Origin of the sequence: Stenotrophomonas sp. Ps181, from assembly GCF_025697425.1 — a bacterium.
Lineage (GTDB): Bacteria > Pseudomonadota > Gammaproteobacteria > Xanthomonadales > Xanthomonadaceae > Stenotrophomonas > Stenotrophomonas sepilia.
This window is the reverse complement of record NZ_JAHWBI010000006.1, coordinates 63,369-77,810: the sequence shown is the minus strand read 5'-3', so window position 1 is coordinate 77,810 and position 14,442 is coordinate 63,369. Positions and strand designations below refer to the sequence as shown.

Here is a 14,442-nt window from a genome sequence, read left to right as displayed (position 1 = left end):
CCGTAATCGATGGTCTGATTACGCGCGTAATCGAATCTCCTGTCAAGCCCCTCGACTCCGGATTCATCGGCTGTGCGCCAGCATCGAGCCCTCCCGGTCGAGGCTTCGGATGAAAGCGCTTCCCAAGAAGGAATTCCCGGTCGAGCAGGCTCGCCGCTTCCTCGAACCCGGCCCGATCGTGCTGGTCAGCACCGCCTGGGGTGGCCGGCGCAACCTGATGACGATGGGCTGGCACATGGTGATGGGCTTCTCGCCGTCGCTGGTCGCCACCTACCTGTGGAATGAAAACCACAGCCATGCACTGGCCGTCGGCAGTGGCGAGTGCGTGATCAACGTGCCCGGCGTGGAACTGCTCGATACCGTGGTGGACATCGGCAACTGCAGCGGCCGTGAGGTCGACAAGTTCGCCCGTTTCCGGCTCGATGCCCTGCCCGCGCGCGAGGTCGGCGCGCCGCTGGTGGGGCAATGCCATTCGTGCTTCGAATGCCGCTTGTACGACGACAGCCAGGTGGCGTCGAGCAATCTGTTCATCTGGGAGATCGTGCGCGCCCATGTTGCGCCCCGGCCGAAACTGCCGCGCACGGTGCATTACCGCGGCGATGGGCAGTTCATGGTGTCCGGCGCAGAAGTCTCGCGTCGACGGCGGTTCAAGCCCGACATGCTGTAATGCCCGCACTCCCCCACACGCAGGACCGCCGCGCATGACCGAACACCTCACCGACCTGGACGCCGCCGTCGACTGGCTGTTTGCGCGCGTGGACGGGCCGCTGCGGATCGGGGCACCGCTGGCACTGGGCAAGCCGCATCGACTGCTCAACGCCCTGTATGCGCGCGTCGAGCACGATCCCTCACGGCCGCTGCAGCTGTATACCGCGCTGTCGTTGAACCCGCCGAAGGCGCGTGGCAACGGCCTGGAGGCACGCTTCCTGGCGCCGTTCGCGCAGCGCCACTTCGGCGACGATTTCCCGCGCCTGGCCTATGCCGATGCGATCGCGCGCGACGCGTTGCCAGCGCACGTGCAGGTGGAAGAGTTCTACATGCAGTCCGGCGCCCTGCTCGGTTCGCGGCAGGCGCAATCCAGCTATACCAGCCTGAACTACACCCACGCCGCCGATGCGGTCGCTCAGCGCGCACCGCAGGTGATCGTGCAGAAGGTGGCGATGCGGCCGAATGACCGTCGGCTTTCGCTGTCGTGCAACAACGACATCACCCAGGACACGCTCGATGCGATGACCGCGCGCGGCCTGCCGCGTCCGTTGCTGATCGCCGAGATCGATCCGCAGCTGCCCTACCTGGCCGGCTCGGCTACGGTCGATGTGTCGTTCTTCGATCTGGTGATCACCCCACCGCCACCGTACCCGGCGCTGTTCGGGCTGCCGCGGCAGCCGGTCGGCGATGCCGACTACGCCATCGGCCTGTATGCCAGCACCCTGGTACGCGACGGCGGGACCCTGCAGATCGGCATCGGCACGCTGGCCGATGCCCTCAGCCATGCGCTGGTGCTGCGCCACACCGACAACGCACGCTACCGCCGCGTGCTGCATGCACTTGATCCGCAGCTGGCCAGCCACCCGCTCGTGCAGGAAATCGGCGGTGTGGATCCGTTCGAGGTGGGCCTGTACGGCTGCAGCGAGATGCTCAATGAGGGCTTCCGCCGCCTGGTACAGACCGGGGTGATCAGGCGCAAGGTGCACGACGACCTGGCGCTGATGCAGCGCATCGAGAACGGCAGCACGCTGTCGATCGACCACGCCACCCTCGCCGCAGAAGGCGAGTACCTGCACGGCGCGTTCTACCTGGGCTCGCCGGAGTTCTACGAGTGGCTGCGCACGCTGCCGGAAGACGAATGCCGTGCGATCGGCATGCGCCGCATCAGCGAGATCAACCAGTTGTATGGCGGTAACGAGGCACTGGAGCGCCTGCAGCGCCGCCATGCGCGCTTCTTCAATTCCTGCATGATGGCTACCGCGCTCGGCGCGGCGGTATCGGATGCGCTGGACGATGGACGCGTGGTGTCCGGCGTGGGCGGCCAGTACAACTTCGTGGCGATGGCACATGCCCTGCCGGAAGCGCGCAGCGTGCTGATGTTCCGTGCCGCACGCGATGACAAGGGCCGTCGGGAATCGAACGTGCGCTGGAACTACGGCCACACCACCATCCCTCGCCACCTGCGTGACATCTACCTCAACGAGTACGGCATCGCCGATCTGCGCGGCTTGACCGACGAAGACTGCGTGCATGCGATGACCGCAATTACCGAAGCGCCGTTCCAGGGCGATCTGCTGCAGCAGGCACAGGCCTCGCGCAAGCTGCTGGCGGCCACGCAACCGGATCCGGAGCGCCAGCAGCGCAACACGCCACAGGCGCTGGCGGCGGCACTGGCACCATTCCGCGCCGATGGCAGCCTGCCGGACTACCCGCTGGGCAGCGATTTCAACGAGATCGAACAGGTGCTGGTCAAAGCGCTGGCCTGGCTGAAGGCCAACACGCAGACCCGCAGCGACAAGCTGCGCACCGTCTGGGCAGCGCTGCGGCAACCGGCCGGCGACGGCGATGCCGTCTACCTGCAGCGCATGGGCCTGCAGGCACCGAAAGATGTCGCCGAACGCCTGGACGCGCGACTGCTGCGCCTGGCGTTGGCACGCACCGCCTGAAAAAAGGGGACGGAGGGGATTAAGTCGTTTGTGCACAAACGACTTAATCCCCTCCGTCCCCTTTTTTGACGCGGTATCCTGTAGCGATGAAAGACGACTCCCGTTTCCTGCGTGACCTGCAGCAGCGCCAGGCTGCAGGCGAAGACCTGCGTTACCTCTGCTTCTGGGGCCACCAACCGCCGCGTAGCGGGGTTTCCGCGTCCTGTTTCAGCCAGTGGTATGACGCCGGCTTCGAGATCGATGGCGTGCACTACCGCACTGCCGAGCACTACATGATGGCCGGAAAGGCACGTCTGTTCGGCGCCACCGAACTGCTTGAGATGATCATCGCCAGCACTACGCCGGACAAGGCCAAGGCTTTCGGCCGCCAGATCGAGGGCTTCGATGAAGCGCGCTGGACGCAGTCCCGCTACGACCTGGTGGTGGAAGGCAACAAGGCCAAGTTCGCGCAGAACCCGGAACTGGGAGCGTTCCTGCGCGCGACCGCAGGCTGGGTGCTGGTCGAAGCCAGCCCGGTGGATTTCATCTGGGGCATCGGCCTGGCCAAGGATCACGCCGACGCGCACAACCCGGCGCAATGGCGCGGATTGAACCTGCTGGGGTTTGCGCTGATGGACGTGCGCGACGCGATGTAACGCTCATCCACGCATGGCGTGGATCCACTGGCACGGCGGCCGATTCGTTTCGCCCCACAGAAAAAGGGAAAGGCCGGCTTGCGCCGGCCTTTCCTTCATCACTCCATGTCGCTGCTTACAGCGCCTTGGCAGCTTCCACCACGTGCGCCGTGGTGATGCCGAAGTGCTTGTACAGCTGGTCGGCCGGGGCCGAGGCACCAAAGGTGTCGATACCGATCACGGCGCCGTCCAGGCCCACAAACTGGCGCCAGAAACCGGTGACGCCAGCTTCCACGGCCACGCGCTTGCGCACCGCATTCGGCAGCACCGATTCACGGTAGGCCGCATCCTGGCGCAGGAACACGTCGGTGGACGGCATCGAGACCACGCGGGTCTTGATACCGGCCGCGTCCAGCTGGGCCTTGGCTTCGGTGGCCAGCGAGACTTCCGAGCCCGTGGCGATCAGGATCACGTCCGGGGTACCGGCGGCATCGGCCAGCACGTAACCGCCGCGCTCGATCTGGGCGATCTGCTCGGCGCTGCGCGGCTGGTGCGGCAGGTTCTGGCGGCTGAACACCAGGCAGCTCGGGCCGTCCTGACGGGTGATCGCCGCCTTCCAGCTCACGGCCGACTCGACCGCATCGCACGGGCGCCACACGTCGTTGTTCGGGATATAGCGCAGCGAGGCCAGGTGCTCCACCGGCTGGTGGGTCGGGCCGTCTTCGCCCAGGCCGATCGAGTCGTGGGTGTAGACGTGGATGGCGTGGGCCGGAATCAGCGCGCTCATGCGCACGCCGTTGCGGGCGTAATCACTGAACACCAGGAAGGTGGCGTCGAACGGAATGAAGCCACCGTGCAGGGCCAGGCCGTTGGCGATGGCGGTCATGCCGAACTCGCGCACGCCGTAATACACGTAGTTGGCGTTGGCGTCGTCGCTGGCAACCGACGTGCTGCCCTTCCACAGGGTCAGGTTGGAGTGCGCCAGGTCGGCCGAGCCGCCGACGATTTCCGGCAGCAGCGGGGCGTAGGCTTCGATGGCCAGCTGCGAGGCCTTGCGCGAGGCGATCGTCGGGCCCTCAGCGGCCACCTGGGCGATGTAGGCATCGGCCTTGGCAACGAAGTCGGCCGGCAGCTCGCCGTGCGAGCGGCGGGTCAGCTCAGCCGCCTCCGCCGGATACTGGCTGGCGTACTTGTCGAACAGCTGTTCCCACTCGGCCTGGCGCAGGGTGCCGGCGCCATTGGCGCGCCAGCCGTCGTAGATCGCCTGCGGGATCTCGAACGGGCCGTATTCCCAGCCCAGCTGCTTGCGGGTGGCTTCCAGCTCGTCCTTGCCCAGCGGTGCGCCGTGGCTGGATTCCTTGCCCGCCTTGTTCGGCGAACCAAAACCAATGGTGGTGCGGCAGCAGATCAGGGTCGGCTTGTCGCTCTGCGACAGCGCGGCCTCGATGCCGGCCTTGATGCTGTCCGGGTCGTGGCCGTCAACATCGCGGATCACGTTCCAGCCATAGGCCTCGAAACGTTCCGGGGTGTTGTCGGTGAACCAGCCCTCGACGTTGCCGTCGATGGAGATGTGGTTGTTGTCCCAGAAGCAGACCAGCTTGTGCAGGCCCCAGGTGCCGGCCAGCGAGGCGGCTTCGTGCGACACGCCTTCCATCAGGCAGCCATCACCCATGAACACCCAGGTGCGGTGGTCGACCACTTCCAGCTCCGGGCGGTTGAAGCGCTGTGCCAGCAGCTTCTCGGCCAGGGCGAAGCCCACGGCATTGGCGAAACCCTGGCCCAGCGGACCGGTGGTGGTTTCCACGCCCGGGGTCTCATGACGCTCCGGATGGCCTGCGGTGTGGCTGCCCAGCTGGCGGAACAGCTTGAGCTGCTCGATCGGCAGGTCGTAACCGCTCAGGTGCAGCAGCGCGTACTGCAGCATCGAACCGTGGCCGTTGGACAGCACGAAACGGTCGCGGTTGAACCAGTGCGGGTTGCTCGGGTTATGGCGGAGGTAGTCGTTCCAGAGGACTTCGGCGATGTCGGCCATGCCCATGGGCATGCCGGGGTGGCCGGACTTTGCGGTTTCAACCGCATCGGCGGCGAGGAAGCGGATGGCGTTGGCCAACTGGCGACGGGTAGGCTGCGTCATGGTTCTGTCGGAATCGGGAGGCGGCCGCGGACGTGCGGGCGGCCTATTGTCCCACAGACCCGGGGCCGGGTTCAGGCGTAGGACCAGATCCCTTGCCAGTGAAAGGGATCTGGTCCCGCCAACCCCTTACTTGGGCGCGGCGGCCTCGATCACGCCACACATCGACTTCTTCTGGAAGTCCTCGCCAGTGGCGTAGGTGGCCGGGGTGGTCTTGGTCACGGTGATCTTGGAACCCTTGCCCTCGGCTTCAACCAGCACGTTCCACGGCAGGGTGGTCTGGCCACCATTGAACTGGACGTTCTGTTCCAGGGTCAGCATGCCCAGGTCCTTGTCCACGCTGGCTACCTTCAGGCCCGACTTCACGCCCTCGATCTGGATACGCTTGAGAGCGTCGGCCGGGGTAACGGTGGGTACCACGTCCCAGGTGGTGAAGGTGCGCCCGGAGAAGAAGCTGCCGGTCTTGGTGTAGTTGGTTTCACAGGCCTTCTGGGCACTGGCGTCGAAAGCCAGCAGGCCCAGGGCGGCGACCATCACGTACGAAATCCTCATTTCTGCTCCCTTTCGCACGGCGCCAATCCCGACGCCTTCCATGCGTCGGGATAGTATCCATGGCATTCAGGGCGCGTTCAATCGAGGGGCGTGCCCAGCGCCGGTCCGTCATGGGACTCGCCCTTGGCCACCAACGTGGTCAGGGCCAGGTCGCCGGTCACATTCAGTGCGGTGCGGCACATGTCCAGGAAGTGGTTCACGCCCAGGATCAGGCCGATGCCCAGCGGGTTCACACCGACCATCGCGCAGATCATCGCCACCACCGGCAGCGAGCCCGACGGCACGCCCGCCGTGCCGATGCCGCCGAGGATGCAGACCGCCATCACCATGATCTGCTGGCCAATGCTTAGGTCCACGCCAAAGAACTGGGCCAGGAAGATCACCGTCACGCCCTCGAACAGCGCGGTGCCGTTCTGGTTGGCGGTGGCGCCCACGGTCAGCACGAAGCGCGACACGCGCTGCGGCAGGCCCATCTGGTCCGCCACGCGCAGCGCGGTCGGCAGGGTCGCGTTGCTGGAGGCGGTGGAGAACGCCATCACCGTCGCTTCCTGGGTATCGCGGAAGAACGACAGCGGCGAGCGGCCGGACAGCCATACGGCAGTACCGTAGGTCACCACCATGTGCAGGCCGAGTGCCAGCACCACCACGCCCACGTACGCGCCAAGGCGGATGATCAGCTCGAAGCCGAACAGCGCGGCCAGGTTGAACATGAAGCAGGCCACTGCGTACGGGGCCAGCCGGATGACCAGGTTGATCAGGGTCATCGAGATTTCGAACACGCCTTCGATGGCGCGGCGCAACGGGGCGACCTTCTCATTGTCGGTCAGCACCATGCCGATGCCGAACATCAGCGCGAAGAACATCAGCGACAGGATCGCGCCGTTGTCCGACGCGGCCTGCAGCACATTGCTCGGCACGATCGACAGCAGCATGTCCATGCCCTTCGGCGTGCCATGGATGCCAGCGACGATTTCCTTGCTGCGCTCGGCGTTCTCCGACAGCATCATCGCGGCGACCTGCGGATCCACGCCGGCGCCCGGCTTGAGCAGGTTGACCAGCACCAGGCCGATGCCCACGGCAATGCCGGACAGCAGCACGGTATAGGCCAGGGTCTTCCAGCCGATGCGGCCCAGGGCGCGGATGTCGCCCATCTCCGACACGCCCATGATCAGCGCCGAGAAGATCAGCGGCACGATCAGCATGAAGATCAGGTTGAGGAACAGGCCCGACGCCGGGGTGGTGACGTAGTCCATGACCCACTTTGCACCGGCCTGCAGACCATCGACGCTGCCGCCCAGGGCGTGCACGATCAGTCCCAGGACCAGGCCGATCGCAAAGCCGATGCCCATCTTCCAATGCAGGGGCAACTTCTTCTTGTCGGCAGCAGCTGCTGTCATACGCGGGTTTCCTCGAAAAATGAATGCACTCTAACAAAGCGCGCAAGCGGCGCCGGTTCAGGTTCGCCGTGGCGGATAAAGCGGCGCCAGGCCAGTTTCTGCGGCACCCGTAGCCGCCGACCAGTGCGGTCCGTCACGGAAGACCTCACGCAGGCGCGTGCGCAACGGGGCCAGTTCGCCCTGCCCGCCCCAGCGCGCCTGCTGCAGGTCCAGCAACACCTGGCGTTGGGCCGGGTCATCCAGCCGGGCGATCACCTGCTCGATGCGCTCCACGCCCGCCATCGCACACAGACGCGCCTCCACCTGATCGAAACCCTCACCATCCAGCGCGCGGCGCAGTTCGGCCAGGCCGGCACGCCCGCTCACCACGGTCGTCACAGAGGGCTTGCCGGCTGCAGGCGCCGCCGCACGCGGGCGTCGGCCTCGCTGCCAGCCCCACAACAGGGTCAACAGCCACAGCAGTGCCAGGCCGATGGCTGCCGCCATCCATGGCCACGGTCGCTCGGACAGGCCGCTGGCGCGTGGATCGGTCGCGGCGATACGCGCATCCTGTCCATCACTGCCGGGCAGCGCGGCAGCGGTGTCGATCGGTGGCAGCGCTGCCGGCGAGGCAGTGGCGGCGCCGGTACCGGCCGCAACGGCCAGCGTCAGGTCCGGCAGCTTCGCCTCCTGCGCCTTGCCGTTGCGCACATCCCACCAGGGCAGGCGTGGTCCCGGCACCACCAGCGAACCCGGCTGGCGCGGCACGATCGAATAGCGGCGGGTGATCTTCAGGCGTGGCGTGCTGCCGTTGAAGGTCTCTTCGTACTGTGCCGGTTCGGCGAACACCTGCGCGGCGTTACCGACATCGGGGACCGGCAGGTCGGTGAACTGTGCTCGGGTTGCGCCTTCGGCAACCGCTTCGACCACCACGTTGGCTGCCTCGCCGGTATGGGCACGGGTGGGCGCGCTGGTGTAGCGCAGCTGCAGGCTCTGCAGGGGCAACCACGGCTGCGGCGCCAGTGCCGGCTGTGCCTGCACCTGCAACGTGCGGTCTGCGCCGGTGGCATTCATGCGGCCGTCGCCGCCGCCGAAGAAGTCATCGAAGAAACCTCCGGCGCTGCGCCCGCTGAAACGCGCGCCGGACAGCCGCAACGCGCCGCTGCGCTCGGGGATCAGCAGGAAACGCCGTTCGACCACGTTGTAGCGGCGCCCGTTGACCTGGCGCACATCGGTGCGATCGTCGCCCACGCGCTGCAACGACGCGCCCGCCGGGGTGTCCAGCACCAGTTCGCCAGAGGCCAGCTGCGAGGCGAAATACAAGCGCACCACCACGCCCACGCTCTGCTGCACATACGGCGTATCGTCATCGACGACGGTTTCGATGAAGGCCATCGCATTGCTGTCCGGCCCGGCCACGGCGGCCGCATCGACCTGCAGCGTCAGCGGCGCGGTTCGCACACTGCCCACCTGCAGGCCCGGTACCACCAGCGCACCACTACGTCGCGGCGTCAGCGCCACCCCATACAGGTTGCGCTGCTGCATGCTGCCATTGCTCCATTCCACCTGGCGGCTGCTGGTCTGGCCGCTCAGGTCGAAGTCGGTGCGCAATGGCGTGAAGTCGGGAGCGCCCTGATCGCTCTCGACATTGAGGGTGACCGTATCACCCATCGCGATGCGGTCGCGATCCAGCCAGGCGCGCGGCTGCGCCCAGGCCAGCAGCGGCAGCCACAGCAACAGTGCCGCCAGTACCGGCAGTGACCAGCGCCCGTGCATGTTGATCGCCCGCGTCATCGCCCTTCCCTCTTCCTGCGTTCGTTTTCCAGCTGGAACTTGGCCCGCAGCAACGCGCCCGGATCATCCGGCACACGCCGCATCCACGCCTCCACCGCCTGTTGCTCCTCGCGCTCGCGCGGCGTGCGGCCCTCACCACCCGGTACGGGTCTGCCGTCCTTGCCGGCCTCGCCCTCGCGTGCCTGCTGCATCGCCTGCTGCATGCGCTGGCGTTGCTGTTCGTCGGCCTGCGCCTGCGCCTTGGCATCCTCTACCTGCGGTGGTGCCTGCTGGCCATCGCGGCCGCGCTCGCCGGGCTGCGGGCTCGACGGGTTATTGTCGTCACCCGCCCTGGGCTGCCCCTGCTGGCCCGACTGCGGCTGGCCCTGGCCGGGATTCTGCTGGCCCTGCTGCGGCTTCTGGCCCTGCGGGTTCTGCTGCCCCGGGGAATCGTTCTGCTGCTTCTGCTGCCCATTCTGCGGTGGCTTCTGCTGATCCTGGCCTTTGCCACCCGACTGCCTGCGCTTGCGTGCGGCATCGACCACGGCACGGTTGGCGACCGCATCGGCCATGCCGGGATGCAACGCCAGCGCGCGGTCGTAGGCGGCGATCGCTTCGTCATAGTTGCCTTCGCGTGCCAGCGTGTTGCCCAGGTTGTACCAACCGGCATCGTTGTCGATGCCTTCGAACTGTTTGCGTGCAGTGGCGAAGTCGCCGTTGCGGTACGCCTGAACCCCCTCGGCCAGGCGCTGATGCTGCACCTGGTCGCCACGCTTCCACAGCGTGCCCTGCGCGGCCGGCGAAGCGTGCGTCGCAGGCACCTGCGCCTGTGCGTCATTCATCCACGGCATCATGCCGACCGCAAGCACCGCTGCCAGCACCGCACGACGACGGAAGGCCAGCAATGCCAGCAGCATCACCGGCGGCAGCAACCAGAAGCCTTCGTCACGCCACTGCTTGCCTTCGCCCGGCCGCTGCGCCGCCGTGCCTTTGCGCGCGTCGAGTACACCGAGCGCACGCAGATCGCTGTCATCGGCGGAGATGCGTGCATAGCGGCCGCCACCGGCAGTGGCGACTGCGCGCAGGCTGCTCTCGTCCAGGGCGGCCTGGCGGATCTGTCCGCTGCCATCGCGGTAGGCCGCACCGGCAGGCGTGCCCAGGCCCAGCACCGACACCTGCAGGCCCAGGCTGTGCGCCTGCGCTGCCGCCAGTGCAGCTTCACCATCCGCCTGGTCGCTGACCAGCAGGATCTGCCCCTGCAGCGCACCGATCTGCCGCATCAGCCGTGTTGCCCAGTCGATGCCGCGGTCGGCACGCTGGCCATCGCGTGGCATCACGTCCGGCGACAGCGCATCCAGATACAGCGCAACATTGCTGCCGTCATCAGTCAGCGGCGCCACCGTGTAGGCATCATCGGCATACACCACCAGGCCCACCTGCCCGCCCTGGCGGGCGCGCAGCAGCTCGCCCACTTTCGCGCGCGCCTGCAGCAGGCGCGACGGTGGCAGATCGGTTGCACTGATCCGGCTGGACAGGTCCAGTACCACCAGCAGCGGTGCGCTGGCCTGGAACATCGGCTGCGCCTGCTGCCGCCAGCTCGGCCCGGCCATCGCCAGCGATGCCAGTGTCCAGCCCAGCAGCAGCGCCCATGGCAGGCGCACGCGACGCTCCGCACCCGCGGCCAGCAGATGTGGCAACAGGTGTGCGTCCACCGCCTGCCGCCACGCATCACTGCGTCGCTGCCGGTACAGCGACAGCGAGAGGATGAGGGGAAGCGCCAGCAGCGCCCACAACCACTCCGGTCGCAGGAAGTGCAATGCGCTCCAATCGGGGAGATTCGAAGCAAACGCGATCATCGGCGACGCTCCGGCCACAGCCAGGCCAGCACGCCCAGCAGCAACGCCAGCCCCAACGGCCAGGCATAGCGTTCTTCGCGCGGACGCAGGCTCGGCCCCTTCGCGGCGACCGGCTCCAGGCGATCGAGCTCGGCGTAGATCCCGGCCAGCTGCGCGGTGTCACGCGCGCGGAAGAACTGGCCACCGGTCATGCTGGCGATCTTCTTCAGGGTGGCCTCATCGACCGGATCCTGGTCGGTGGAAATTGGGATACCAAACAAGCGCATGCTGCCATCGCCGCCAAATGCGACCGTGTGGATGCGCACGCCCTCGGCGCGCGCGACTTCCGCCGCACGCAGCGGCTCCAGCACACCGGCATTGCTGACACCATCGGTCAGCAGGATCAGCACGCGCTGCCCCTCCGGCTGGCTGCGCAGGCGCTTCACCGCCAGGCCGATGGCATCACCGATGGCGGTCTCGCGCCCGGCCAGGCCGACCACACTGTCGCGCAGCTGGTCGCGCACGCTGGCCAGATCCGCAGTCAGCGGCGTGAGTGTGTAGGCGCGGTCGCCGAAGATCAGCAGGCCGACGCGGTCACCCGCACGACGATCAAGGAAGTCGGCAAGCACGGCCTTGGCTGCGGTCAGGCGATCGACCGCCTGGCCGCCCAGCACCATGTCGCCCTCGCCCATGCTGCCGGACACGTCCATCGCCAGCATCATCTGCCGCCCCTGCTGCGGAGGCGTGATGGCTTCGCCCAGCTGCTGCGGTCGCGCCAGCGCGATGCACAGTGCACACCACCCCAGCCAAAGCAACAGCGTGCGCAGCCACGACACGTCGACGCGGCCACCACCGGACAGCGCTTCCAGCTCGGCGGCAGCGTAGGGGACGCGTAGTGCAGCACCCGGCGCTGCACGGCGCTTCCACCAGCGCATCAGCAGCGGCATCGGGAGGACCAGCAGGGCCAGCGGCCACGCCAGTTGCAGGTCCGGCCATGGCCAGTAACTTGCCAGCAGGTTCATCGGCGGCGCTCCAGCAGCATCGCCAGGTAGCGTTCGCGGGCCCAGCTGCGTACGGCCGCCACGTCGCGGTTGTCGACGCGCGGGCGATAGGCGCCTTCGGCCAACAGGCTGCGGTGGTCATCGGCCAACGTGCGCTGCGGGTCGAGGCGTTGCCACCAGGCGTCATCACGCAGCGATTCGCTGCCCGGCCGTGCATGGCGTGCGGCACGGCGCAGCAGTCCGGCGATGGCCGCCAGCTCAGCCGCAGCGTCGGGAGCGGTTGCCAGTTCCTGATCGAACAGCTGCAACCAGCGCTGGCGACGGCGGCGACGCCGCCACATCAGTACGGCGATCACCAGCAGCACCAGCACGACCGCCGCGCCGATCATCAGGTAACCGGGGGCCGGCGGCCACCAGGAAGGTGCCGGTGGCAACTGCACATCGCGCAGCGGCAGCGCGGCGCTCACGCCGGTACCTCGTTCGGTGACGGCGCCAGCCAGGCGTCGCTGGGCGCATCGGTGGAAAGCACCTGTACGTCGACACGGCGTGCGCCGAGCTGGCGCCGCAGCTCCTGCAGCGGCTCGACGAAGTGTGCCTGCCAGTGCGCCTGCACGTCGCTGCGGCGCAGGTCGAGGCCGATGCGCTGCTGTGCGGTCTGGAACTGCAGCGCCGCCGAGGGGGGCTGCAGTTCCAGCGGATCGACCAGCAGCACCAGGCTGAGGTCGTGATGCTGGGCCAGCGCGCTCCAGCGCGCGGGCGGAATGCGGATGGCCTGCTGCGGATCGGCCAGCACCAGCATGCGCGCGCCTGGGCGCAGCACGCGGCCGGCATGATCCAGCGCGCGCTCCAGGCCCAGATCATCGGCCGGCGGCTGTGCGTACCAGCGGGTCAGCGCGTCGAGCACGCGCAGCACGCCGCGTGGCCCACCCGCGGGGGCGATCGGCGCTTCGCGGTCGCTGCCACGCAGCGCGCCCACGCGGTCGCCACGGCGCTGCGCCGACCACGCGGCAACAGCACCGGCGCGCGCAGCCTGCACCGATTTGAAGCGCACGCGGGTACCGAAGTACAGCGCCGGCGACGTATCGGCCACGATCAGGCTGATCCGCTCGCGCTCGGCCTGGAACAACTTGGTATGGGCGCGACCAGTGCGCGCGGTCACGCGCCAATCGATGTGGCGCGCGTCGTCGCCGGCCACATAGTCGCGCGACTCGGCGTACTCCATGCCGCGGCCGCGCAGCGGGGATGGCGCCTGGCCGGCGTTGCCGGTGCGGCCACGGCGCGGCGGCGGCGGACGCTGTGCCAGCCGGCGCAGCGCGACCAGTTCGGCCAGCTGCGGGCGCAGGCCGTCACCTCCGAGCGCAGACGGTGCCTGTTCCAGGGATGGATCGGTCATGCGCAGGCTCAGGGTGCCGGCACCCGGGCCAGCAGCTCCTGCACCAGCCGCTCGCCATCCCAGCCCTCGGCGGTGGCTTCATAGCTGGGCAGCACGCGATGGCGCAGCACGTCGGCGGCGACCACACGCACGTCGTCGGGCGTGACGAAATCACGACCGGCCAGCCAGGCGCGCGCACGGGCACAGCGCTCCAGTGCGATGGAGCCGCGCGGGCTTGCCCCCCAGGCGATGCGGCGGCCCAGGCCGGCGTCGTAGCGCGAGGGGTCACGCGACGCCAGCACCAGCTCGATCAGGTAGCGCTCCAAGGCCGGTGCCATGTGCAGGTCCAGCACTTCACGGCGGGCATCGAACACGTCCTGCATCGGCATCTTGTCCGGCGCCGGCGCGGCCTCGCCCAATGCACCACGGGCACGCTCACGGGCCAGCCGCAGGATCTCCGATTCGGCGGCCTGGTCCGGGTAGCCGATGCGCACATGCATCAGGAAGCGGTCCAGCTGCGCTTCCGGCAGCGGGAACGTGCCTTCCTGTTCGATCGGATTCTGCGTGGCCATCACCAGGAACAGCGGCGGCAGCGCATAGGTATGGCGGCCAACCGTGACCTGGCGCTCGCCCATGGCTTCCAGCAGTGCCGACTGCACCTTGGCCGGCGCGCGGTTGATCTCGTCGGCGAGCAGGATCGGGTGGAAGATCGGGCCAGGCACGAACTCGAACCGGCCTTCCTGCGGGCGCCAGATCTCGGTGCCGGTGAGGTCGGCCGGCAGCAGGTCGGGGGTGAACTGCACGCGGGCAAAGTCCGCTTCCAGGCGCGAAGCCAGCGCACGGATCGCCGTGGTCTTGGCCAGGCCCGGTGCCCCCTCCACCAGCAGATGGCCGTCGGCCAGCAGCGCGATCAGCAGGCGTTCGACCAGTGCCGCCTGGCCGACGATCTCGGCCGACAGCGCGTCGCGCAGTCCGGTGAATGCCGCATGCAGGCGAGAGATGGCCGGCGCGGGCGGCGGCGAGATGGTTTCGGGCATCGGCGGTGGCAGGTTCATGGGGGCCTTTGACCGGCGCAGGACGGCACGGGTTCCCGACATCATCGCAGGGTGCCTTGCGATTGGCATCAAGAACGGC

12 protein-coding genes are annotated in these 14,442 nt (G+C 68.0%); 3 read left to right on the top strand and 9 right to left on the bottom strand.

The window, feature by feature from the left end; translation table 11 throughout:
• Positions 1 to 109: 109 nt before the first annotated feature.
• From KXV01_RS14765 to KXV01_RS14755, 3 genes are all read left to right on the top strand, one after another.
• Positions 110 to 667, top strand: coding sequence for a flavin reductase family protein (locus tag KXV01_RS14765; RefSeq protein WP_049410618.1), 558 nt, complete (start codon positions 110 to 112; stop codon positions 665 to 667).
• A 34-nt stretch (positions 668 to 701) separates the two neighbouring features.
• Positions 702 to 2,654 (top strand): acetyl-CoA hydrolase/transferase C-terminal domain-containing protein, encoded by a 1,953-nt coding sequence (locus KXV01_RS14760; protein WP_099486095.1) that lies wholly within the window; start codon positions 702 to 704, stop codon positions 2,652 to 2,654.
• Positions 2,655 to 2,740: 86 nt separating this feature from the next.
• Complete coding sequence (locus KXV01_RS14755; RefSeq protein ID WP_099494634.1) at positions 2,741 to 3,289, top strand: NADAR family protein; 549 nt, start codon at positions 2,741 to 2,743, stop codon at positions 3,287 to 3,289.
• Between the two features lie 115 nt (positions 3,290 to 3,404).
• Here the strand turns inward: KXV01_RS14755 and tkt are convergent, their stop codons facing one another.
• From tkt to KXV01_RS14710, 9 genes are all read right to left on the bottom strand, one after another.
• Positions 3,405 to 5,402, bottom strand: a complete 1,998-nt coding sequence (gene tkt, locus KXV01_RS14750; protein ID WP_263467892.1) for a transketolase — start codon at positions 5,400 to 5,402, stop codon at positions 3,405 to 3,407.
• A gap of 126 nt (positions 5,403 to 5,528) precedes the next feature.
• Entirely contained in the window at positions 5,529 to 5,951 is a 423-nt protein-coding gene (locus KXV01_RS14745; RefSeq protein WP_238378513.1) for a hypothetical protein, read from the bottom strand.
• Between the two features lie 77 nt (positions 5,952 to 6,028).
• Positions 6,029 to 7,348 (bottom strand): dicarboxylate/amino acid:cation symporter, encoded by a 1,320-nt coding sequence (locus KXV01_RS14740; RefSeq protein ID WP_005418900.1) that lies wholly within the window; start codon positions 7,346 to 7,348, stop codon positions 6,029 to 6,031.
• 57 nt (positions 7,349 to 7,405) lie between these two features.
• Positions 7,406 to 9,121 (bottom strand): BatD family protein, encoded by a 1,716-nt coding sequence (locus KXV01_RS14735; protein WP_111096785.1) that lies wholly within the window; start codon positions 9,119 to 9,121, stop codon positions 7,406 to 7,408.
• Positions 9,118 to 10,956, bottom strand: a complete 1,839-nt coding sequence (locus KXV01_RS14730) for a VWA domain-containing protein (protein WP_263467891.1) — start codon at positions 10,954 to 10,956, stop codon at positions 9,118 to 9,120. The genes KXV01_RS14735 and KXV01_RS14730 overlap by 4 nt, the downstream gene beginning before the upstream one ends.
• The gene (locus KXV01_RS14725; protein WP_049438325.1) at positions 10,953 to 11,957 is read right to left on the bottom strand and encodes a VWA domain-containing protein; all 1,005 of its coding nucleotides are present in this window, start codon (positions 11,955 to 11,957) and stop codon (positions 10,953 to 10,955) included. Before KXV01_RS14725 ends, KXV01_RS14730 begins: the two co-directional genes overlap by 4 nt.
• Entirely contained in the window at positions 11,954 to 12,403 is a 450-nt protein-coding gene (locus KXV01_RS14720; RefSeq protein WP_049411369.1) for a DUF4381 family protein, read from the bottom strand. The genes KXV01_RS14725 and KXV01_RS14720 overlap by 4 nt, the downstream gene beginning before the upstream one ends.
• Positions 12,400 to 13,329 carry a DUF58 domain-containing protein gene (locus tag KXV01_RS14715; protein ID WP_263467890.1) on the bottom strand — a complete coding sequence of 310 codons (930 nt, stop codon included), beginning with the start codon at positions 13,327 to 13,329 and terminating at the stop codon, positions 12,400 to 12,402. The genes KXV01_RS14720 and KXV01_RS14715 overlap by 4 nt, the downstream gene beginning before the upstream one ends.
• 8 nt (positions 13,330 to 13,337) lie before the next feature.
• A complete protein-coding gene (locus tag KXV01_RS14710; RefSeq protein WP_100478695.1) occupies positions 13,338 to 14,363 on the bottom strand; it encodes a MoxR family ATPase in 1,026 nt (341 codons plus the stop codon).
• Between the last annotated feature and the right edge of the window lie 79 nt (positions 14,364 to 14,442).